We start from the raw sequence: 22400 nt of genomic DNA, 5'->3' as shown, positions 1-22400 counted from the left end.
ATGCTGGCGTCACGCGGGCGCGTCGGTCGGATCAAGCACTTCGATCGCGATCTGCGCGCCGACAACCGCGCGGATGCGCAGATCACGCGGATGCGCGCCCAGAAATTCATTGATCGCGCGGATCACGCCATCGCCCCACCAGCCGCGCCGGTGGTAATCGTCAAAGGCCATGATCCCGCCGCGTTTCATCTTGGGAAACAATGCCGCCAGATCGGCGCTGACGCCTTCATAGGAATGATCGCCATCGACATAGGCAAAGGAAATCGTCTGATCCGCGAATTGCGCCAGCGCCGGGACCGAGAAATCCCGGATCACCGCCACCTGCCCCGCCGCGATTTCGGGGGCGAATTGCTTGACCACGCCGTCAAATATCTTGTCCATCTTGGTCTTGCCGGTGCGGCCGACAAAAGCCTCGGCATGGCTGTCATCCTCGATATGCGCCCAAGGGTCGATCAGCACCAATTTATCCGGCGCGATCAATTCGATGATCGTGGGCGAAAACGCGCCTTGCCAGACGCCGATTTCAACGGCAATGCCGCCTTTGGGCAGTTTTTCGAGGAATTTGCGCCTGACATTGTCCTTGGACATCCGGCGGGCCTTTTTCGGCGGGTCTTGGTCGGGACTGCCGGGCAAAACGCCGATCACTTTACTGGTCATAACAACTTATCCTGCGGCACTGGTTCAAAACAACATCCCGGTGGTAACATCATTTCATGCCCGGATGGAAGCAGTCTTGCACCACGGGCGGATCAGGCCGCGCTGCGGTCGGGGATCGGGGCGGATTTGGGGTCGATGCCAAGGCTGCGCAGGCTGCGGTCCATCAGGCTGTAACGCGCGATCCCGCGCCCGCGCACCCACCAGCGAATCCGCCGCCCCCACAGATGCACGCCCAGCGTATCCTCTTTGAGATAGGCTTTGCGAAAGTCGCGCGCATGGATATCGCTGATCTGTCCGGCCTGCCGGAATGGCAGCGGATAAAACACCGATGGCGGGGTCGCATGGGCAATTTCGCCGCTGTCTTGCATGAAATGGGTGAAAACCCCCGGCCCATAGACGCTATGCGCCTGTTCAGAGGCATGTTTGATCTGACCTTGCGCCTTGAGCGCCAGCATCTTGTCGCGGTCCTCGGGCGACAGGTTGGGCGGGATCGGATATTCATCCTGCACATAATCCAGATAGGCCCGCAGCCCCGCGCTGTCCTGCGGCAAGCCAATGATCGCATTGCATAATTCGCGCCGCCGGAAATAGCCGAACATATGCGCGCCGGGCAGATCAAAGGGTTTAAGACACAAGACATCGGAATCCGCCCAGATCAGATTGGTCTGGCGCAGCATATGCAGCCGGAAGATATCGGATTGCACGACCGGGGTGCCGAATTGCTTGTTATAGATGATCATCGCGGGATCATGGATTTCGCGCGCGTCGACCAGCGCTATCTCGGCGGGGACATTGGCGATCTCGCCGTAATGAAACAGCGTGACCTTGTGGCCTTGGGCGACAAAGGACAACAGGCACATCTGTTCCAGAAAGCTGAGCGGCCCACCGATCCAGAGCGTGCCGATACCTTTAAGCGCGGGGCGCGTCATCTGTCTGATCCTGATCTTGGGAAAGCAATGCGCGCGATTCGCGGATAGCCCGATCCTTATGCACCACAAGCGCCGGATCAGAGGCCGCGATCTTGCCATAAAGCGTGGCATAGGCCGCGTCTTGCAGCAATTCGACCAGCTTGGCCTTGTGCCAGCGGAACCCTTTGCGATGCATCCGCGCCAGCACCGGATCGGCCTTGAACACATCCAGCAGGCCCTGTGTCAGCGCGGCATAGCGCTGAATTGTCCTATCCTCGCAGCCGCCCCGGTTCCAGCGGTCCCAATAGCCGGTGTCCAGCACATGGCTTTCGTGATTGGCCCGCCCGCGATACCGTTTGAGCAGATAGGCCTGCGCAGAGCGCACGGCATAATGGTTGATCTGGGCAAATTGATCGCCAAAGGGGGGCTGGGCATGGTTGCCCCCTTGCAGCTGCGAGGCTTGCAGCCCGCCCGGCAGCGCCCAGGTCAGCGCGGTGGCATGTTCGGCGCGGACATGCGGATTATGCAGCCCGACGCGGTGATAGACATCCTTGTTGCGGAACAAGGATTTCACGAAACGCCGCCCGGCGCCGCCGTCTTCATAGGTTGGTTCGGCATCGGTGAATTGCTGGGTTACCAGGCTGTCGCGCAGGATGACGCGTTTGTTGAATGAAAAGATCCGCCAAGGCACCATGATCACATCGACCGCATCGCCGCCGCTGGCCGCGATCAGCGCATCCACGGAATGATCGCCGCAATGGATATTGAGGAATTCATCCGCATCGGTGACATAGAGCCATTCGGCCTTGCGCACGACATCCAGCCGCAGCGCCCGCCGGATCGCGGTGCGATGCACCCCGCCCTGCCCGGGCTTGTTCGGCCGGAAGGTCACATATCCCAGCACATCCAGCCGCTTGAGGATCGCATTGGTCGTATCGGTGCAATCATTGGTCAGCACGACGATATGATCAAAGCCGATCACCAGATGATGCGCCACCCATTCCAGGATATAGGGCGCTTCGTTCTTCATCGTGGTGATGATGACTTTCGCATGCGGCACTGTGGGGTCTTTCTGTCAGCGGATGGTCACCTGCTGTGGTCTAGCCGATCACGGCGCAGTGATCCAGTACCCGTATGACGCGACTGTTATGGATTGGTTAACGACTTTAGATTGGGTGGCCGGTGCCGGGGGCTGCATTTCTCTTTTGACGGCTGCGGCAATGATGCTAGAGACCTGTCATGCAACATGCGATCCTGATCCTGAATGGTCCGAACCTGAACCTGCTTGGCACCCGCCAGCCAGAGGTTTACGGCCCCACCACCTTGCAAGATATCGAAGCGCTTTGCGCGGCCAAAGCGGCGGCGCTGAATGTGACGATGGACTTTGTCCAATCCAACCATGAAGGCGTGCTGATCGACCATCTGCATGCCGCACGTGGCCGCTTTGACGGGATCATCCTGAATGCGGGGGCCTATACGCATAGCTCGATCGCGCTGATGGATGCGGTCTCTTCGATCATGCTGCCATTGGTCGAATTGCACCTGTCCAATATTCATGCGCGCGAGGCTTTTCGCCACCATTCCTATATCGCGCCGGTCGCGGTCGGGCAGATCTGCGGCTTTGGGGCGGCGGGCTATGCTTTGGCGATAGAGGCTTTGGTCGGCTATCTGGGCACGCATGGCTGATCTTGCGTGATCCTGCGTCAGATAACAAAAGGCCCGCATCGCTGCGGGCCTTTGTCGTATTAGATCAGGGGATTAGCCGTTCAGCTTGGCCACTTCGGCGGCGAAATCCTCTTTCTCGACTTCGATGCCTTCACCGACTTCGAGACGGATATAACCGGTGATCGTGACACCGGCCTCGGCGGCGGCGGCAGCGACGGTCAGATCGGGGTTCACCACGAATTGCTGGTTCAGCAAAGTGACTTCGGCCATGTATTTCTGCATCCGGCCGACGATCATCTTTTCGATCACCGCTTCGGGCTTGCCGGATTCGCGGGCGATATCGATCTGGACCTGCTTTTCCTTCTCGACCATTGCGGGGTCAAGATCGGCCTCGGACAAGGCGGATGGATTGGCAGCGGCGATATGCATCGCGACCTGACGGCCAAAGGCTTCGTTATCGCCGGTCATGGCAACCAGCACACCGATATTGCCCATGCCGGGGGCGGCCGCATTGTGGACATAGGTCACAACCTGACCACCGGTCAGGGTTGCCATACGGCGCACGGACATGTTTTCGCCGATCACGGCGACGGTGTCGGTGACAGTCTGTTCGACAGTCTTGCCGCCCATATCGGCCGCTTTCAGCGCGTCCACGTCATCCACGGTCAGCGCGACATCGGCGATGCCCTGCACCATTTTCTGGAAATCGCTATTCTTGGCGACGAAATCGGTTTCGGAATTCACCTCGACGGCGATGCCCTTGCCACCGGATACGGCGACAGCGACCAGACCTTCGGCGGCGGTGCGACCGGCCTTTTTGGCGGCTTTGGCCAGACCCTTGGTGCGCAGCCAGTCAACGGCGGCTTCCATGTTGCCATCGGTTTCGGTCAGCGCCTTCTTGGCGTCCATCATGCCTGCGCCTGTGCTGTCGCGCAGGTCTTTCACCATTGCAGCGGTGATTGCCATGTTATTTCTCCTTGAAAGGGAATGGGTCGGGCGGGGCATAACGCCCCTGCCCTAAAGTTTTGTGACGCGATCAGGCGCTGGCGGATTCAGCGGCATCTGCCGCTTCTTGGGCCAGCGTTTCCTCGGCGTAGTTTTCCATCGCACCCATATCGACACCGGCCGCACCCAATTGGGCGGTCATGCCGTCCAGCGCCGCGCGGGCGGCCAGATCGGTGTAAAGCGCGATGGCACGCGCCGCGTCGTCATTGCCGGGGATGACATAATCAATGCCAGCGGGCGAACAATTGGTGTCAACCACGGCCACGACAGGAATGCCCAGCTTGTTGGCTTCGGCGATGGCCAGCGCTTCTTTGTTGACGTCGATGACGAACAACAGGTCAGGCACGCCGCCCATTTCGCGGATACCGCCAAGCGATGCCTGCAATTTGCCCTGCTCGCGTTCCATGCCAAGACGTTCTTTCTTGGTCAGGCCGGCAAAACCATTACCCGAGGCTTCGTCAATCGCCTTGAGGCGGCTGATCGACTGCGACACGGTCTGCCAATTGGTCAGCGTGCCGCCCAGCCAGCGGTGGTTCATATAGAATTGTGCGGATTTTTCCGCGGCTTCCATGACAGGTGTCTGTGCCTGACGCTTGGTGCCGACAAACAGCACGCGGCCCCCCTTGGCGACAGTGTCACGGATAACCTGCAGCGCGCGGTCCAGCATGGGGACGGTCTGTGTCAGGTCCATGATATGGATGCCGTTGCGCGACCCATAGATGTATTGACCCATCTTGGGGTTCCAGCGCGCGGTCTGGTGGCCAAAGTGAACGCCAGCTTCAAGCAGCTGACGCATAGAGAACTCTGGAAGAGCCATGGTCGTTTCCTTTTCCGGTTTCAGCCTCAGCAGGGGATCAGGCAGATGCCCAACCGGTGGATGGCTTGGGATTTCTCCCCAAGACACCCGCCCCCGCTTGCGGGATTAAGTGCCGCGGCTATAGCCGCCCCCCCTGCCCTGTGCAAGTGCCTGCAACCGCTGCGGCCCGCGTTTTTGGCCGCAGGCCGCTGTTTTTCACAAAAACACCCGTTCCACGACCCAAAACGCCCCCACCGCCGCAATCGCCCCCGAGGCCGGGATCGTCACGATCCGCCGGTACGCGTCGATCCGGTCGCGCAGCGCGATGGACAGCGCCGATAGCGCACAGATCGCCGCCAGCGGTGCAGCAAAGACCCAGACCGGGTTTTCCAGCAATGCCACCAGCATGGGTGGGTTCAGCGCGATCAGTCCGATGGCCAGCGCAAACAAGACGCCATAAAGCGCAAAGCCCTGTGCTGCCTCATTCGCGCCCCGGTCGATGCGGATCGCCTGCCAGACAAACAGGAACATGACCGCGATCACCGCCAGCTGGCCGACCTCGACCCCCACGTTGAACCCAATCAGCGCGGCGACAAATGTCTCTTGCGGCAGCCCGAATTCCCCCAGCACCGAGGCAAAGCCCAGCCCGTGCAGCAGCCCGAAGCCAAAGATCACATAGGGCCGCCAGCGGCTGACCCGCTTGGTAAAGATATTCTCGACCGCGACAAAAACGATTGATGCCGCGATCAGCGGTTCCACGATTTCGCCCGGAATATTGACATAGCCAAGCGCTGCCAGCGCCAGCGTGATCGTATGCGCCAGCGTGAACAGCGAGACCTGCAAGATCAGCGGACCGGCGCGCGCGGCCAGAAAGAACAGCCCCAGCACGAACAGGATATGATCCAGCCCCTTGGGCAGGATATGGTCAAAGCCCACGGGGATGTAATTGACGAATGTCTGCCAGCCGGTCGCACGGTCGCCCCCTGCCAAGGCGATGGGGCCGGATGTGGCGCCATTGTCCAGATAGCCATCATAGGGTTCCGGCACATCCATCTGGCGCAGCACGATGGCCCCCAGCGCGGGCGTCCAGCCGAAATCGACCGCCGTCGCCCCCGCAGGCAAAGCCGCGCTAAAGCGCAGCTCGGAGCTGCGCAAAAGCTCTGGATTGCCGACAGGCGGCACCCTGACGCTGTCCAGTTCCGGCACCAGCGCCATATCATCCGCGCGCAGTGTGATCGCGGCGGCCATCTGCGGCCAGAACGCGTCAAACCGCGCCTGCAATGCGTCGGGGTCCAGCGCGCGCAGGCTGTCATAGCTCGCCGCCTCGGCCGACAGATCGGTATCGGTCGTTTCCGACAGGTCCACACCGGCCACGAAGCTTTCCAGATTGGCGCGCAGATCGAACACGATCCGGTCGCCATCCACGCGCATATCGGCGATGGTGGGGATCACCTCATGCGCGCTGGCGACGCTGAGCCCCAGCAGCAGCGACAGCAGAGCGCTTGACAATATGCGCAGGCGCAACACCCTAGCAAGATGGAATAAGGAAACGATCATGCGCGCACTTTCTGTCATTTTCTGTCTGCTGGCGGCACCGGCGACCGCCCATGAATTCTGGATAGCGCCTTTGGCCTATCAAGTGTCGTCGGACGATAGGTTGCAGGCCAACCTTGTCAATGGCGAAGACTTTGCCGGGGTGACCGTGCCTTACCTGCCGCGCGGCATCGTCAATGCCTTGCAGTTTTCGGGTGAAACCGCCGCAGGCATCACCGGCAGACCCGGCGATTTGCCGGCCTTGCAGATGGACCCGATCGGCGATGGTCTGGCTATTCTGGCCTATCAATCGGCGCCAGCCACGCTTGATTATGCCACATGGGACAAGTTCCAGACCTTCGTGGATCACAAGGATCTGGGCGATCTGCGCGCCCTGCATCAGGCGCGCGGCCTGCCAGATGTGGGATTTACCGAAACCTACACGCGCTATGCCAAATCCTTGGTCAGCGTGGGCGCGGGCGCAGGTGCTGACCAGCGCGTCGGGCTGGAAACCGAACTGGTCGCGCTGACCAACCCCTATACCGCCGACCCTGCCGGGGGCTTTACCGTGCAGCTTTTCTATCGCAATGACCCGCGCGCCGATGCCCAGATCGAGGTTTTCGCCAGATCCCCCGAAGGCGCGGTCACGACCAGCTATATCCGCACCGATGCGGCGGGGATCGGCCAGATCGCGGTGCTGCCTGCGCATGAATATATGCTGGATGCGGTCTTGATCCGCCCCGCCAGCGCCAATTTGCAAGAGGCTTCGGGCGCGGTCTGGCAAACGCTTTGGGCCAATCTGACCTTTGCGGTGCCGCAGTAGCGCTTGCCCTTTGCGCGCCGGCGCGGCACAAGCCGGGCATGACGCAACAGCCGGATATTCTTTGCATCGGATCGGTCCTGTGGGACGTGATCGGGCGTGCGCCCAGCCATATGCGCGTCGGATCCGACGTGCCCGGCCGGATCACGCGGTTGCCGGGCGGCGTGGCTATGAATATCGCGATGACCCTGCGCCGCTTTGGCATGCGGCCTGCGCTGCTTAGCAATGTGGGCCGCGATGCCGAAGGCGATGCGCTGATTGCAGCGGCGCAGGGCATGGGGCTGGTCTGCGACCATCTTTACCGCTCTGACGATCTGCCCACCGATGTCTATATGGCCATCGAGGGGGCCAATGGCCTGATCGCCGCCATCGCCGATGCCCATTCGCTCGAGGCGGCGGGCGACAAGATCCTGCGCCCTTTGGCCAATGGCGCGCTGGCCATGCCTGCTGCGCCTTGGGCGGGTCCGGTGGCGCTGGATGGCAATCTGACGGCGGAATTGCTGCGCGAGATCGCGACCTCGGCGCTGTTTGGCAAGGCCGATCTGCGCGTCGCCCCCGCCTCGCCGGGCAAGGCCGAACGGCTATTGGCGCTGCTGGGGCATCCATCCGCCACATTATACGTCAATCTCGAAGAGGCGGGGCTTTTGTGCCAGACCACATTCGCCTCCTCTGCCGCTGCCGCCGCCGGGCTGATCGCGCGCGGCGCGCGGCGCGTGCTGGTCACCGATGGCAGTAATTCCGCGTCAGAGGCGACAGGGACGGATATCATCACCCAGACGCCCCCCGCCGTCATGGTCACACGGGTGACCGGCGCGGGCGATACATTCATGGCCGCCCATATCGCGTCAGAGGCGCAGGGCATGGCCCGCGATGCAGCCCTTGCGCGCGCCTGTCAGGCCGCCGCCACCTATGTTTCAGGAGAGATCCCATGACAATCCCGCTGACCTATTCCGCCGAAGTGGCCAAAGCCTTGGACACCGGCGGCGCGATTGTCGCGCTGGAAAGCACGATCATCACCCATGGCATGCCCTTTCCGCAGAATGTGCAAACCGCGCGGCTGGTCGAACAGGATGTGCGCGACGCAGGGGCCGTGCCTGCGACCATCGCCGTGATCGACGGGCGATTGCATATCGGGCTCGAAGCCGCCGAACTGGACGCGCTGGGTCAGGCGCAGCATGTCGCCAAATTGTCGCGCGCCGATCTTGCGGCCTGCATTGCCACCGGCGGCACCGGCGCCACGACGGTGGCCGCGACAATGATCGCGGCGCATCTGGCGGGGATCGCTGTTTTTGCCACCGGCGGCATCGGCGGTGTGCATCGCGGCGCAGAGCAGAGTTTCGACATTTCCGCCGATCTGCAGGAACTGGCGCTGACGCCGGTCACCGTGGTCGCAGCCGGGGCCAAGGCGATCCTTGATCTGCCCAAGACATTCGAAGTGCTGGAAACCTTGGGCGTGCCGGTGATTGTCTATGGGCAGGACAGTATCCCCGCTTTCTGGTCGGCCACATCGGATATGGCGGCCCCTTTGCGGATGGATGATGCGGCCAGTATCGCCGCCAGCCACCGGATGCGCGCGGCAATGGGGCTGGCGGGCGGGCAATTGGTCACCAATCCGATCCCCGCAGGCGATGAAATCCCCGCCGCCACGCTGGCCCCGATCATTGCCACGGCGCTGGCTGATGCCACCGCGCAAAACATCAGCGCCAAGGCGGTCACGCCGTTTTTGCTGGACCGGATTTTCGCGCTGACCGACGGCCGGTCATTGGCGGCCAATATCGCGCTGGTGCGCAACAATGCGCGGCTGGCATCCGAGATCGCGCAAGCGATGCTGAAATAAAGCGGGGCCCCGCCGCGCTTTGGCTTGCCGCTGGGCGCGGCTGTCCTTAGGTATGTCGGCGTAACGAGAGCCCGATAGCGCCATGGCCGATCCTTTGAACCTTGACCCCAAACGCCGTGCGTCGCGCGGGGTCATCGCGCGGCTGCGCGGGAATTTTCTGGCCGGGCTGATCATCATCGCGCCCATCGGGCTGACGCTTTGGCTGATCTGGACGGTGGTGGGCTGGGTCGATAGCTGGGTCTGGCCTTTCGTGCCGGATTATTACCACCCCGAACCGCTGGTGAACCGGCTGTTGGGGCGCGAACCGGGGGATGAGATCGCCATCAATGTGCGCGGCGTCGGCGTGGTGATCTTCCTGATCTTCACGATCATCGTCGGCTGGCTGGGCAAAGGGCTGATCGGGCGGTCCTTCATCGGGATCGGTGAACGTTTTGTCGACCGGATGCCGGTGGTGCGGTCGATCTATAATGCCGCCAAACAAATCGCCGAAACCGTGTTTTCCCAGCGCGAGACCTCGTTCGACAAGGCCTGTCTGGTCGAATATCCGCGCAAGGGGATCTGGGCCATCGCCTTTATCTCGACCGATGCAAAGGGTGAAATCGACGCCAAGCTGCTGCAAGGCGAGGTGATCGTCACCGTCTTTCTGCCGACAACGCCGAACCCGACATCGGGTTTCTTGCTGTTCCTGCCAAGGCGCGACATCATCCCATTGGATATGAGCGTCGAGGATGCCGCCAAGCTGGTGATCTCGGCGGGGCTGGTCTATCCCAATAATAAGCCCGTGACCGATCTGGCGGACGCCGCGGAATGAAAATTTGCTGACCGCGGGGATCACCGGTTTTGCGACCGGTTTCGCGCTGATCCTGGCGATCGGGGCGCAGAATGCCTTTGTGCTGCGTCAGGGGCTTGCGCGGGCGCATGTGTTCTGGCTGTGCCTGCTATGCGCCACATCCGATGCGGTGCTGATCACGGCGGGCGTGCTGGGTTTTGGCTATCTGGTGACGCTCTATCCGGCCTTTCCGCAGATCATGGCCTGGGGTGGCGCGGCTTTTCTGGCCGTTTACGGCGGCTTGCGGTTCTGGGCGGCGTATCAGGGCGATTACGCGCTACAGGTCGCAGGCACATCGGGCAGCCTGTGGCGGGTGCTGGCGACGGGGGCGGCCTTTACCTGGCTGAACCCGCATGTCTATCTGGACACGCTGGGGCTGGTGGGGGCGGTATCGACACAATTCACCGATACCGCGCTGAAAACCGCCTTTGGTGTCGGGGCGGTGCTGGCGTCCTATACGTTCTTTTTCAGCCTTGGTTACGGCGCGCGGCTGCTGGCGCCTGTCATGCAATCGGCGCGGGCCTGGCGGCGGCTTGATGTGCTGATCGGGCTGGTGATGTGGGCGCTGGCGGTCAAGCTGATCAGTTGAACATCATCTCAAGATCAACCGTGCTGCGGATATTCAGATCGGCTTTGTGATTGGTCAGAAACGCCTCGGCCGCGGCCTGCCCCGCCTCTTTCAGCCGGGCCAGGACCACGGGCTGCGGCATCGTCTTGGTGGCGACGTTCAATTCATTCATCAACACGTCATCGGCGATCATATGCACGATCACATCCTTCATGCTGCCCTGCTTCATCGCCCCATCCGCCAAGAGCCGTTTGACAAAGGCGATGGCGCGCAATTCGCGCAGCAAGGACGAATTAAAGCTGATCTCATTGATCCGGTTCTGGATCGCCTGCACATCGGTGGGCAATTCTGCACGGTATAAAGGATTGATATTCACCACCAGAATATCATCCGGCAAACCCTTGGCAAACAAGGGATAAAGCGCAGGGTTTCCACTATAGCCGCCATCCCAGAACGCCTCGGACCTGCCGCTGCGCGGATCGGTGAATTCCACCGCCTGAAACAGGGTCGGCAAACAGGCCGACGCCATGATCACATCGCTGGAAATCTCATCCCCGCTAAAGACCCGGATCTTGCCGCTGCGCACATTGGTCGCGCAGATATGCAGCTGCGGCCCCTGATCGCCGCAGACCGCATCATAGGCGAATTGGGTGATGATCTTTTCCAGCGGGTTGCGCAGCAAAGGGCCGTAAACATAGGGCGACATCATCCGCGATGTCATATCCAGCGCCGCATAGGCGGGCGAATATTTCATCGCCTGCGCCAGCACATGCGCGGCGGGGGCCATAGAGGATATCCAATCGGTCAACCGATCATCGGTGACCGCCCCCACCTGCCCCCACAGCCATTCCAGGTTTTCACGCGCCCCCGCGCGGCCATCGCGCACCCAGCCCGATTTCAGCGCCGCCGCATTCAGCGCCCCCGCCGATGTGGCGGAAATCGCGGCAATCTCGATCTGCTCGTCCTGCAACAGCCGGTCCAGCACGCCCCAGGTAAAGGCTCCATGCGCGCCGCCACCTTGCAGGGCAAGGTTGATGCGTTTCATTGCGCGGTCCAGCCGCCATCGACGCTGATCGCCGTGCCGGTGATCTGGGCGGCGGCATCCGAGCATAAAAACACCGCCGTGCCGCCCAATTCCTCGACCGTGGCGAATTGCTTGGACGGCTGGCGTGCAAGCATGACCTTGTCGATCACCTCCTCGCGCGACATGCCGTATTCTTTCATCGTATCGGGGATCTGTGCCTCGACCAGCGGTGTCAGCACATAGCCGGGGCAGATCGCATTGCAGGTGATCGGGTCGCGCGCGGTTTCCAGCCCCACCGTCTTGGTCAGCCCGACGATCCCGTGTTTGGCCGCGACATAGGCCGATTTATAGGGCGAGGCCGTCAACCCATGCGCCGAAGCCAGATTGATGATCCGGCCCCAGCCGCGCGCGCGCATGCCGGTCACCGCCGCGGCAGTGGTATGAAAGGCCGAGGACAGGTTGATCGCGATGATCGCATCCCATTTGGCAGGGTCGAAATCCTGGATCGGGGCGACATGCTGGATACCCGCATTATTGACCAGGATATCACATCCGCCCGCCTGGGTGATCAGGCGCCGACATTCATCACCCTTGGACATATCGGCCTGGATATAGCGCGCCGAGACCCCGGTGGCCGCCGCGATATCAGCGGCGCAGGCATGGTCAGCCTCGGTGTCGCTGAACGAATTCAGCACCACATCCGCCCCCGCCTGGGCCATGGCCCGCGCGATCCCCAACCCGATCCCCGAGGTGGACCCGGTGATGATGGCGGTTTTTCCTTGCAGATTCATGGCATGCTCTCCGGTGGTTGCGATTGCGACTCACTCTACATGGGGGCTGGGCAAAGGTCACCTGCGCTCCGGCAAGGCCCATAAAAAAACGCCCGCACAAGGCGGGCGCTAAGTTATTGAGGCAGGTTTCATACAGGCAAGAAACCTATCGAGCAGTGCCCTCTATATAAGCAATTCCCCCAGCGGCTCCAAGCTAAAAGTTTGAAAATGCACAAAACCGCCATTACGGTGGCCGCAAGCCGGGCATCAGGCACGGCATCGGGCACGGCATCAGGCAGGGGAAGATCACGAAAATGGCATTTCACTTTGGACGCATGATCGCGGCATGGCGCATGGGGGCGGCGATCATGGCATTGGCCAGCATGGCCTGTGCAGAGCCGCAACATGGCATAGCTATGTATGGCGACCCCGCCTTGCCACCGGATTTTGTGTCCCTGCCCTATGCCAACCCCGTTGCCCCCAAAGGCGGGCGCATCGTCACATCCGAGGTCGGCGGCTTTGACAGCCTCAACCCGTTCATCCGCAAAGGCTCTGTCTCTTGGCAATTGCGCTATTTCGTCGGCGAAAGCCTGATGGCGCGGTCACTGGACGAACCTTTCACGCTCTACGGGCTGCTGGCCGAATCGGTTGAAACCGATCCCGACCGCAGCTGGGTCGAATTCACCCTGCGGCCCGAGGCGCGGTTTTCCGATGGCAGCCCGGTCACGGTCGAAGACGTGATCTGGTCCTTCGAAACCCTGGGCACGATCGGCCACCCCCGCTATCTGGGCTTTTGGTCGCGCGTGGATCATATCGCACAGACCGGCGAACGCAGGGTCCGGCTGACCTTCAACCAGCCCGACCGTGAATTGGCGCTGCTGGCGGGGCTGCGCCCGATCCTGAAAAAGGCGCAATGGGACGGCGTCGATTTCGCCGAAAGCACGCTTGATGTGGTGCCGATCACCTCTGCCCCCTATGTGATCGACGATTTCGAGGCCGGGCGTTTCATCGCGCTGCGGCGCAACCCCGATTACTGGGGCGTCAATGTGCCGTTCCAGCAAGGATTGCATAATTTCGACGAGGTCCGGATCGAATTCTTCGGCGATGAAACCGCCGCTTTCGAGGCTTTCAAAACGCTCGAAGTGACCACCAACCGCGAATTCAACGTGGCGCGCTGGGACGGGCAATATGATTTCCCCGCCGTGCGCAATGGCGATGTGGTGCTGTCGGTGCTGGGCCATGAACGCCCCTCTGGCATGACCGGTTTCGTGATGAACACGCGCCGCGCGCAATTCGCCGATTGGCGCGTGCGCGAGGCGCTGATCCATGCGTTCAATTTCGAATTCATCAACGAGGCCATGACCGGCGGCGCGCAGCCACGGATCACATCCTATTGGTCAAACTCGCCCTTGGGCATGGGCCATGGCCCCGCAACGGGCCGTGTTGCGGCATTCCTCGAACCATTTGCCGCCGACCTGGTCCCCGGCACGCTGGAAGGCTATAGCCTGCCTGTCGGGGACGGCACCGAACGTAACCGCGCGGGCACGGCGGCAGCGCTTGATCTGATGCAACAGGCCGGCTGGACCGTGCAGAACGGCGTTTTGCGCGACAGCGCCGGAACCCCCTTCAGCTTCGAGATTCTGCTGGAACAGGGCAGTTCCGAAAACCAGGCGATCATCGATATCTATGTGCAGGCGCTGGGGCGGATCGGGATCACGCCGCGCGTGGCCCTGGCCGATGGCGCGCAATATAAACAACGCATCGATGGCTATGATTTCGACATGACCTATTACCGGGTCGGCCTGTCGCTCTCGCCCGGCAATGAACAATTCAACTATTTCGGCAGCGCCGCCGCCGACCAGCCCGGCGGGCGCAATGTGATGGGCGTGCAATCAGCTGCGGTGGATGCGATGATCACGCGGCTGCTGACCTCGGAAAGCCAGGATGATTTTGTCGCCGCCGTCCAGGCGCTTGACCGGATCCTGACAGCAGGGCGCTATGTGATCCCGATCTATCAATGGAACATCAGCCGCATCGCCCATGCCCGGCAATTGCATTTCCCGCAGGATCTGCCGCTCTTTGGCGATTGGCCGGGCTGGCAGCCCGATGTCTGGTGGTATGAAGAATAAAAGACAAAGGCCCGGATCACACCGGGCCTTTTCAACCTCTTCGGGCCTTTTTCAACTTCTTTTTTCCAAAAATACTCCCCGCGCGGAGCGCAGAAAACTCAGCAAAGCGAGGTCACCCAAAGGATCGTCGCATCCTCGGGGCTGATCGACACGACATTATGGCCCATCGCGGCATCGTAATAGGCGCTGTCGCCGCGTTTCAGCGCGATCGGCTCGTAAAATTCGGTATAAAGCTGGACCTGGCCGGTCAGCACATACAGAAATTCTTCGCCGTCATGACGCACCCAGCCGTCGAATTCCGCCATGCTGCGGGCGCGCACACGGGCGCGGTAGGGCAGCATCTTCTTGGCACTCAGCGTTTCGGCCAGCAGCGCATGTTCATAGGTGGTGGTGATCTGGACCGCCTCTTCGCCGCCGCGCGTCACCGCCATGCGCCCGGTGACCTGGCCCTTGCTGGCCGGGGTAAACAGCTGCGGCACAGAAATATCCAGCCCCACCGCCAGCTTTTTGAGCGCATCATAGGTGGGCGACATCTGGCCATTCTCGATCTTGGACAGGGTCGAGCGCGCCAGCCCCGCCTGACGGGCCGCCTGTTCCAGCGTCCAGTCCCGCGCCTTGCGCAATTCGCGCACCCGCGCGCCCAGGTCCAAAGGCTGCGCCACGCTGGCAGAACCATTTTCATGCGCGATGCGGATCAGGTGCTTGGGGTCGAAATCGGTCATGGCCTTTCTTTAAGCAGGGGCGCATAATCTTGCAACTCACCACGGCGGCCGATAGGCCTGTGACATATTCTCATCCGACAGACATCAGGGGGACCAGCATGGTCAAGCTCGATATCATTTCCGACCCGATCTGCCCCTGGTGCTATATCGGAAAGGCCAATCTGGACGCGGCCTTGGCGCAATTCCCCGAACATCCCTTTACCATTGAATGGCACCCGTTCCAGCTCAACCCCGAGATGCCGGCAGGCGGGATGGACCGCAAAACCTATCTCGAATCAAAATTCGGCGGCAAGGCCGCGGCGGCCAAGGCCTATGCGCCGGTGCTGGAGCATGCTGAAAAAGCAGGCCTTGCGATCAATTTCGAGGCGATGCAAATCACCCCCAATACGATTGACGCGCATCGCCTGATCCATTGGGCCGGGATCGAGGCGCGCCAGACCTTGATCGTCGATCTGCTTTTCAAAGCCTATTTCGTCGAAGGCCGCGATATCGGGCGCCACGAGGTGCTGGCCGATATCGCCGATAGCGCCGAGATGGACGCAGCCTTGGTCGCGCGGCTTTTGGCCTCTGACGCGGATATTGCCGATATCCGCGCGCGTGATGCGCATAGCCGCGAAATGGGGATTTCCGCCGTGCCGACCTTTGTCGTGGCCAATCAACATGCGGTGCCGGGGGCGCAGCCGCCCGATCTCTGGGTCAAGGTGATCGGCGATATCATCGCCCAAATCGGTGACGCGGCATGAACGCCCCGTCGCAACGGCTGGGCCAAAGCGAATTCATCGCCTTGATGGCCATGGTGGTGGCCACTGTCGCCTTTTCGATCGACGCCATGCTGCCCGCCCTGCCCGAGATCGGGGCGGCACTCAGCCCTGACAATCTCAATAATGCGCAGCTGATCATCACCAGTTTCGTGCTGGGCATGGGGATCGGCACGCTGTTCACCGGGCCTTTGTCGGATGCTTACGGGCGCAAACCGGTGATGGTTGCCGGCGCAATGATCTATGTCATCGCCTGCGGGCTGGCCTGGGCGGCGCAATCGCTGGAAATGATGCTGGCGGCGCGGGTGCTGATGGGGCTGGGCGCCTCGGGGCCGCGCGTGGTGGCGGTGGCCTTGGTGCGCGACATCTATGAGGGGCGCGACATGGCGCGGATCATGTCCTTTGTCATGGCGGTTTTCGCCCTGGTGCCCGCATTGGCGCCCAGCCTGGGGCATTTCATCATCCTGGGCTTTGGCTGGCGGGCGATCTTTGCGGCTTTCATGCTGTTCTCGGTGGTCATATTGCTGTGGCTGGTGATCCGGCAGCCCGAGACGCTGATGCCTGCCAATCGCCGCCCGCTCAGCCTGGGCGCGCTTTACGCCGCCACGGCGCAGATGTGCGCCCATCGCACGGCCCGGCTGTCGATCCTGGTGCAGACATTGGTCTTTGGCATGTTGTTCATCGTGCTGTCCTCGACCCAGCAGGTCTTTGACGTCACTTTCGGGCAAGGCGCTTATTTCCATTACTGGTTTGGCGGCATCGCGATCCTGGCCGCCAGCGCCAGCCTGCTGAACGCGCGTCTGGTGATGCGGCTGGGCATGCGCGCGATTATCAAGGCGATGCTGATCGTGCAGATCGGGCTGACACTCGCGATGATCGTGATCACGGCGATTGACGGGCCCTATCTGCTGGCCTTTGGCACCTATGTGATCTGGGTGACGGGGAATTTCTTTCAGGCCGGGCTGACCATCGGCAATCTGAACGCGCTGGCGATGGAAGATATGGGCCATATCGCGGGTCTGGCCGCCTCGATCATTGCGGCGATTTCAACGATTGGCGCGGTCCTGATCGCCGCCCCGATCGCGCTGTTGTTCGACGGCACGCCGATGCCGATGGCGATTGGTGCGCTGGTGGCGGCGGCACTCGCCCTCTGGCTGACAACCAAGATAAAGCGGCCGGGTGACGCATAACCCCATCTTCCGAGCCTAAATATCCCCGTCGGAGACCGGAAAAAGCAGGGTCCTTACCCTGCTTTTTTCGTTTCTTCGGCAAGCTTTCCCGCCAGGTCCCGCGCGATATTGAACGCACCCTGGATCTTGTCGCGTTCCTTGGTCCAATCGCGCAGCACGACGATGCGGTTGTCCTTGACCTTGGCCTGTCCGCGCTGGTCATTGATGAAATCCACCAGCCCCGCAGGCGAGGCGAATTTGTCATTGTGAAACCGGATCGTGGCCCCCTTGGGCCCCGCATCCAGCTGGCTGATACCGGCCTTTTTGCACATCGCCTTGATCCGCACGACCAATAGCAGCGTGTTGACCTCGCGCGGCAGCGCACCGAAACGGTCGATCAGCTCGGCGGCGAAACCTTCCAGTTCCACCTTGGTGGTCAGGTTCGACAGGCGGCGGTAAAGCCCCAGGCGCACATCCAGATCGGGGACGTAATCTTCGGGGATCAAGACCGGCACGCCCAGATTGATCTGCGGCGCCCATTGGCCATCATCAATGATGCCTTCGGCAGCGCCTGACCGGATCGCAGTGATCTGGTCTTCCAGCATCTGCTGATACAGCTCATAGCCCACTTCGCGCATCTGGCCGGATTGTTCCTCGCCCAGCAGGTTGCCCGCACCGCGAATATCAAGGTCTTGGGACGCCAGCGTAAACCCTGCCCCCAGACTGTCGATAGACCCCAGCACCCGCAGGCGTTTCTGCGCAGTATCGGTCAGTTTTTGGCGCGGTTTGGTGGTCAGATAGGCATAGGCGCGGGTCTTGGACCGACCCACCCTGCCCCGGATCTGATACAATTGCGACAGCCCGAACATATCCGCGCGCCAGACGATCATCGTATTCGCGGTGGGAATATCCAGCCCCGATTCCACGATGGTTGTCGCCAGTAGTACGTCATATTTGCCGTCGTAAAAGGCATTCATCCGGTCGTCGAGTTCGCCCGCCGCCATCTGGCCCGTGGCACTGATAAAGCTGACCTCGGGGACTTCATCGCGCAAAAACGCCTCCATCTCGTCCATATCGCTGATGCGGGGGACGACGATGAAACTTTGCCCGCCGCGATAATGTTCGCGCAAAAGCGCCTCGCGCACGGTGATCGTATCAAATTCGCTGACATAGGTGCGGATCGCCAGACGGTCGATGGGCGGCGTGCCGATCACCGACAGATCGCGCACGCCCGACAGCGACAATTGCAAAGTGCGCGGAATCGGCGTGGCGGTCAGGGTCAGCACATGCACATCGGTGCGCAATTGTTTCAGCCGTTCCTTGTGCTGGACGCCGAATTTTTGTTCCTCGTCGATGATCAACAGGCCAAGGTTCTGGAAATTCACCCCCTTGGCCAGCAGCGCATGGGTGCCGATGACGATATCAACGCTGCCTTTGTTGATGCCGTCGCGGGTCAGCGCCGCATCGCGCGGTGACACGAACCGCGACAAGGGCCGCACGTTCACGGGAAAGCCACGGAACCTTTCGGCAAAGCTTTGGTAATGTTGCCGCGCCAGCAAGGTTGTTGGCGCGATGATCGCCACCTGCACCCCCGCCATCGCCGCAACAAAGGCAGCGCGGATCGCCACCTCGGTCTTGCCAAAGCCCACATCGCCGCAGATCAGCCTATCCATCGGCTGGCCGGACCCCAGATCAGTGAGCACATCATCGATGGCGGACAACTGGTCATCGGTTTCGGCATAGGGAAAGCGGGCGAGGAATTGATCCCATAGCCCTGATTCCGGTTCCAGCACGGGGGCTTTGCGCAGGGCACGTTCGGCGGCGACACGGATCAGCCGTTCGGCGATCTGGCGGATGCGTTCTTTCAGCCGCGCCTTTTTCGCCTGCCAGGCACCGCCGCCCAGCTTGTCCAGCAAACCGGCCTCATGGCCGTATTTCGACAGCAGTTCGATATTCTCGACCGGCAGATAAAGCTTTGTTTCTTCGGCATATTCGATCAGCAGGCATTCATGCGCCGCCCCCAGGGCGGTGACGACCTCCATCCCCATGAAGCGCCCGACGCCGTGATCGACATGGACCACCAGATCACCGGGCGACAGGCTATTGGCCTCGGACAGAAAGTTTTCGGCGCGGCGTTTGCGCTTGGTCTGGCGGATCAGCCTATCGCCCAGCACGTCCTGTTCGGAAATCACACTCAGGCCGGGGGATTCAAACCCCTGATCCAAGGGCCAGACCGCCAGATAGACACCGGTTTTGCCCACACGAGAGAAATCGGTGATGGCAATCGTCTCGCCCACACCTTCATCTTCGATCAAGCCTTCCAGCCTTTCGCGCGCGCCTTCGGAATAAGAGGCGATGATCACCGGGCCATTGGCGCTGCGCGCCTTGATATGGGCGGCCAAAGCGCCGAAAAGGCTTAGGTTTTCCTGTTGCCGCTCAGGCGCGAAACTGCGCCCCATGCGCCCGCCTGCGTCGATCACACCGGGGCCGGTCGCCTGTTTATGCGGCGAGAATTGCAGCACACGGCGGTCGGCCACAGCCCGCGCCCATGCCGCATCGTCAAGATATAACAGCTGCGGCGGGGCCGGTTTATAGACCGAATCCATCCGCCCCTTTTGCGTTAGCGCATGCATCCGCGTGCCGTATTGGTCGGCGATGCTGTCCCAGCGCGCAATCCGCTGCGGCCCGATCTGGTCGTCCAGCGTGATCGTGGCGCGGGGCAGATAATCGAACAGTGTTTCCAGATCGTCCTGAAAGAAGCCCAGCCAATGTTCGACACCGGCATGTTTGCGCCCCGCGCTTACCGCCTCGTAAAGCGGGTCATCGGTGCCGGCTGCGCCAAATTCGATCCGGTAATTCTGCCGGAACCGGGTGATCGCCGCCTCGTCAAGGATCACCTCGGACACGGGCGCCAATTCCACCTCGGTCAGTTTTTCAACGGTGCGCTGGCTGGCAGGGTCAAACCGGCGCGCGGCATCCAGCACATCGCCGAACAGGTCCAGCCGCACAGGGCCGGATTGGCCGGGTGGGAAAATGTCGATGATCCCGCCGCGCACGGCGTAATCGCCCGGTTCCATCACATTGGGGCTTTGCGTGAATCCCATCCGCACCAGAAAGGCGCGCAAGGCGGCTTCGTCCAGCCTTTTGCCGACGGTGGCGGTGAAAGCGGCCTCGCGCAATGTGGCGCGCGCAGGCACGCGCTGGGTGGCGGCTGACAGCGTTGTCAGCAGGATGAACTGGCCGGGCATCCCGTGGACAAGGGCGGCCAATGTGGCCATCCGCGCGGCGGAAATATCGGTATTGGGTGACACGCGGTCATAGGGCAGACAATCCCAGGCCGGAAACACGAAAACCGGCACGGCAGGCGCAAAGAAAGCCAGCGCCGATTGCAGCGCCGCCAGCCTTTTGTCATCGCGCGCGACATGGCAAACGGGCTGGCCCTTGGCCAATTCCGCGAGGATCAATTGCGCGTCAAACCCTTCGGGCGCGCCGCTGACGGTGATATGGGTGCGCTCAGACATTGCGCCGAGATATCCTGCACCGGGGCCGTGTCAACCGCTGTTCAGCCAAAGCGCTGTTGTAGCGTCACCGAGATCCCCAAAAGCGCGGTGCAGAACAGCGCCGCAATCGCGATCAGCTGGATCCAGAACCGCAGCCGCACAAGGGCCTGGATCAAGGCAGGGCCGCTTGGTTCGTCCAGCGCCAGCCGCTGGCAGCTGCGCCATGTCAGCGCTGCGACCAAGACCAGCGGAAAGGCCAGGCAGAACAGCCCCTGCGCCAGTTCCAGCCCATAGACGAAACCCAGCATCGCCGTCACGGTGATGACGAATGTGCCCAGCCCGACCAGCAGGACCGCCGCATTGCCCGAGATCATCATCACCCGGCGCAGATTGATCGCGACCTGCGTTGCAAGATCCTGCGCCGCCTGCCCGCCCTGCCTGCGCGCCCGCGCGATCATGTCAAAAGGCACCCCGATCACCCAATGGCAGGTCATGGCCCAGGTCATCATGACCGCCAACCAATACCAGATATTGGAAAAAGTCCGAAAGTCGATCAGGCTGGGGATGATGTCGATCAGGGTCAAGGCAATATCCGGCAAGAGATGTCAGGCCAAGGATAGCGGCGGCTCTGCCGATTGCCCAGACTTGTGATGCTGTAAAATCCATGCGACCAACAGGCAGTTAGCAGCAAAGGCCATCCCATGTCCCCGATCACCCCCGCCTTTCCCGTCACCCGCCTGCGCCGGATGCGCCGGACCCCGGCCCTGCGCGCGCTGGCGCGGCAGAATACGCTGACGGTGGATGATCTGATCTGGCCGGTCTTCGTGATGGAAGGGCGCGATGCGGAAACCCCCGTGGCCTCGATGCCCGGCGTGATGCGGCGCAGCGTGGACCGGATCGCCAAGGCCGCGGTCGAGGCGCAGAATCTTGGCATCCCCGCGATCTGCATCTTTCCTTATACCGGGATGGAGGCGCGGACCGAGGATTGCGCCATGGCCTGGGATGCCAACAATCTGACCAATCAGGCGATCCGCGCGATCAAGGATGCCGCCCCCGATATCGCCGTGATGACCGATATCGCGCTCGACCCTTATAATATCAACGGCCATGACGGCTTTGTCGAAAATGGCGAGATCGTCAATGACCGCACTGTTGATGCCTTGGTGAAAATGGCGCTGGCCCAGGCCGAGGCAGGGGCCGATATCCTTGGCCCCTCGGATATGATGGATGGCCGGATCGGCGCGATCCGTGCCGCGCTAGAGGCGGACGGGCATGCCAATGTCACGATCCTGAGCTATGCGGCCAAATATGCCTCGGCCTTTTACGGCCCGTTCCGCGATGCGGTGGGGGCATCGGCCGCCCTGACCGGCGATAAAAAGACCTATCAGATGGACCCCGGCAATAGCGACGAGGCGCTGCGCCTGGTTGCGCGCGATCTGGCCGAAGGGGCCGATATGGTCATGGTCAAGCCCGGCATGCCCTATCTGGATATCTGCCGGCGGGTCAAAGACAGCTTTGGCGTGCCGACCTATGCCTATCAGGTCAGCGGCGAATATGCGATGATACAGGCTGCGGTCCAGAACGGCTGGCTGGACGGCGAACGCGTGATGATGGAAAGCCTTTTGGCCTTTAAACGTTCAGGTTGCGACGGGGTGCTGACATATTTCGCCATGGATGCAGCGCGGGTGCTGCGGGGCTGAATAAATCATT

Annotated in this window: 21 protein-coding genes; 10 read left to right on the top strand and 11 right to left on the bottom strand. The window is 61.5% G+C overall.

Annotated elements, in window-relative coordinates; all coding sequences use genetic code 11:
• Positions 1-9: 9 nt before the first annotated feature.
• The 3 genes from LOKVESSMR4R_RS07460 to LOKVESSMR4R_RS07450 all read right to left on the bottom strand — a co-directional run bounded on the left by LOKVESSMR4R_RS07460 (position 10) and on the right by LOKVESSMR4R_RS07450 (position 2625).
• Positions 10-657 carry a class I SAM-dependent methyltransferase gene (locus LOKVESSMR4R_RS07460; RefSeq protein ID WP_087207129.1) on the bottom strand — a complete coding sequence of 216 codons (648 nt, stop codon included), beginning with the start codon at positions 655-657 and terminating at the stop codon, positions 10-12.
• 92 nt (positions 658-749) lie between these two features.
• Complete coding sequence (locus LOKVESSMR4R_RS07455; protein ID WP_087207126.1) at positions 750-1586, bottom strand: hypothetical protein; 837 nt, start codon at positions 1584-1586, stop codon at positions 750-752.
• Positions 1567-2625, bottom strand: coding sequence for a glycosyltransferase family 2 protein (locus LOKVESSMR4R_RS07450; RefSeq protein WP_237331930.1), 1059 nt, complete (start codon positions 2623-2625; stop codon positions 1567-1569). The genes LOKVESSMR4R_RS07455 and LOKVESSMR4R_RS07450 overlap by 20 nt, the downstream gene beginning before the upstream one ends.
• 179 nt (positions 2626-2804) lie before the next feature.
• Between LOKVESSMR4R_RS07450 and aroQ the strand changes: the two genes are divergently transcribed.
• A complete protein-coding gene (gene aroQ / locus LOKVESSMR4R_RS07445; RefSeq protein WP_087207124.1) occupies positions 2805-3251 on the top strand; it encodes a type II 3-dehydroquinate dehydratase in 447 nt (148 codons plus the stop codon).
• Positions 3252-3323: 72 nt separating this feature from the next.
• Here aroQ and tsf read toward each other — a convergent pair whose 3' ends face one another.
• From tsf to LOKVESSMR4R_RS07430, 3 genes are all read right to left on the bottom strand, one after another.
• Complete coding sequence (gene tsf, locus LOKVESSMR4R_RS07440) at positions 3324-4196, bottom strand: translation elongation factor Ts (protein ID WP_087207122.1); 873 nt, start codon at positions 4194-4196, stop codon at positions 3324-3326.
• Between the two features lie 70 nt (positions 4197-4266).
• Positions 4267-5052: a 30S ribosomal protein S2 gene (gene rpsB, locus LOKVESSMR4R_RS07435; protein WP_087207120.1), complete on the bottom strand. Its 786-nt coding sequence runs from the start codon at positions 5050-5052 to the stop codon at positions 4267-4269.
• A 195-nt stretch (positions 5053-5247) separates the two neighbouring features.
• Positions 5248-6588 (bottom strand): HupE/UreJ family protein, encoded by a 1341-nt coding sequence (locus LOKVESSMR4R_RS07430; protein WP_237331929.1) that lies wholly within the window; start codon positions 6586-6588, stop codon positions 5248-5250.
• On the opposite strand from LOKVESSMR4R_RS07430, the gene LOKVESSMR4R_RS07425 reads away from it, so the two are divergent.
• The 5 genes from LOKVESSMR4R_RS07425 to LOKVESSMR4R_RS07405 all read left to right on the top strand — a co-directional run bounded on the left by LOKVESSMR4R_RS07425 (position 6587) and on the right by LOKVESSMR4R_RS07405 (position 10639).
• Positions 6587-7387, top strand: a complete 801-nt coding sequence (locus LOKVESSMR4R_RS07425; protein WP_237331928.1) for a DUF4198 domain-containing protein — start codon at positions 6587-6589, stop codon at positions 7385-7387. The genes LOKVESSMR4R_RS07430 and LOKVESSMR4R_RS07425 overlap by 2 nt on opposite strands.
• Positions 7388-7425: 38 nt before the next feature.
• On the top strand, positions 7426-8316 hold the full coding sequence (locus LOKVESSMR4R_RS07420) for a PfkB family carbohydrate kinase (RefSeq protein WP_087207116.1): 891 nt from the start codon (positions 7426-7428) through the stop codon (positions 8314-8316).
• On the top strand, positions 8313-9221 hold the full coding sequence (locus LOKVESSMR4R_RS07415; protein ID WP_087207114.1) for a pseudouridine-5'-phosphate glycosidase: 909 nt from the start codon (positions 8313-8315) through the stop codon (positions 9219-9221). The genes LOKVESSMR4R_RS07420 and LOKVESSMR4R_RS07415 overlap by 4 nt, the downstream gene beginning before the upstream one ends.
• 82 nt (positions 9222-9303) lie before the next feature.
• Positions 9304-10032 (top strand): DUF502 domain-containing protein, encoded by a 729-nt coding sequence (locus tag LOKVESSMR4R_RS07410; protein WP_087207112.1) that lies wholly within the window; start codon positions 9304-9306, stop codon positions 10030-10032.
• 4 nt (positions 10033-10036) lie between these two features.
• Entirely contained in the window at positions 10037-10639 is a 603-nt protein-coding gene (locus tag LOKVESSMR4R_RS07405) for a LysE/ArgO family amino acid transporter (RefSeq protein WP_087207110.1), read from the top strand.
• Here the strand turns inward: LOKVESSMR4R_RS07405 and LOKVESSMR4R_RS07400 are convergent.
• Positions 10632-11663, bottom strand: coding sequence for a patatin-like phospholipase family protein (locus LOKVESSMR4R_RS07400; RefSeq protein WP_087207108.1), 1032 nt, complete (start codon positions 11661-11663; stop codon positions 10632-10634). The two genes, LOKVESSMR4R_RS07405 and LOKVESSMR4R_RS07400, sit on opposite strands and share 8 nt — an antisense overlap.
• Entirely contained in the window at positions 11660-12433 is a 774-nt protein-coding gene (locus LOKVESSMR4R_RS07395; protein WP_087207106.1) for a 3-hydroxybutyrate dehydrogenase, read from the bottom strand. The genes LOKVESSMR4R_RS07400 and LOKVESSMR4R_RS07395 overlap by 4 nt, the downstream gene beginning before the upstream one ends.
• A gap of 293 nt (positions 12434-12726) precedes the next feature.
• Here LOKVESSMR4R_RS07395 and LOKVESSMR4R_RS07390 point away from each other — a divergent pair, with 293 nt between their 5' ends.
• Positions 12727-14541: an extracellular solute-binding protein gene (locus LOKVESSMR4R_RS07390; RefSeq protein WP_087207104.1), complete on the top strand. Its 1815-nt coding sequence runs from the start codon at positions 12727-12729 to the stop codon at positions 14539-14541.
• 98 nt (positions 14542-14639) lie between these two features.
• On the opposite strand, the gene LOKVESSMR4R_RS07385 is transcribed toward LOKVESSMR4R_RS07390, so the two are convergent.
• Entirely contained in the window at positions 14640-15263 is a 624-nt protein-coding gene (locus LOKVESSMR4R_RS07385; RefSeq protein ID WP_087207102.1) for a helix-turn-helix domain-containing protein, read from the bottom strand.
• A 98-nt stretch (positions 15264-15361) separates the two neighbouring features.
• Between LOKVESSMR4R_RS07385 and LOKVESSMR4R_RS07380 the strand changes: the two genes are divergently transcribed.
• Both LOKVESSMR4R_RS07380 and LOKVESSMR4R_RS07375 read left to right on the top strand, forming a co-directional pair.
• Positions 15362-16006: a DsbA family oxidoreductase gene (locus LOKVESSMR4R_RS07380; RefSeq protein WP_087207100.1), complete on the top strand. Its 645-nt coding sequence runs from the start codon at positions 15362-15364 to the stop codon at positions 16004-16006.
• Positions 16003-17211, top strand: a complete 1209-nt coding sequence (locus tag LOKVESSMR4R_RS07375; RefSeq protein ID WP_087207097.1) for a multidrug effflux MFS transporter — start codon at positions 16003-16005, stop codon at positions 17209-17211. Before LOKVESSMR4R_RS07380 ends, LOKVESSMR4R_RS07375 begins: the two co-directional genes overlap by 4 nt.
• A gap of 53 nt (positions 17212-17264) precedes the next feature.
• On the opposite strand, the gene mfd is transcribed toward LOKVESSMR4R_RS07375, so the two are convergent.
• Positions 17265-20711 (bottom strand): transcription-repair coupling factor, encoded by a 3447-nt coding sequence (gene mfd, locus LOKVESSMR4R_RS07370; protein WP_087207096.1) that lies wholly within the window; start codon positions 20709-20711, stop codon positions 17265-17267.
• Positions 20712-20752: 41 nt separating this feature from the next.
• A complete protein-coding gene (locus LOKVESSMR4R_RS07365; RefSeq protein WP_087212806.1) occupies positions 20753-21274 on the bottom strand; it encodes a hypothetical protein in 522 nt (173 codons plus the stop codon).
• A gap of 117 nt (positions 21275-21391) precedes the next feature.
• Here LOKVESSMR4R_RS07365 and hemB point away from each other — a divergent pair, with 117 nt between their 5' ends.
• Positions 21392-22390 carry a porphobilinogen synthase gene (gene hemB, locus LOKVESSMR4R_RS07360; protein WP_087207094.1) on the top strand — a complete coding sequence of 333 codons (999 nt, stop codon included), beginning with the start codon at positions 21392-21394 and terminating at the stop codon, positions 22388-22390.
• Positions 22391-22400 lie beyond the last annotated feature (10 nt).

The sequence above is a fragment of the Yoonia vestfoldensis genome (assembly GCF_002158905.1).
GTDB lineage: Bacteria > Pseudomonadota > Alphaproteobacteria > Rhodobacterales > Rhodobacteraceae > Yoonia > Yoonia vestfoldensis_B.
This window is presented reverse-complemented; position numbering and strand designations above follow the sequence as displayed.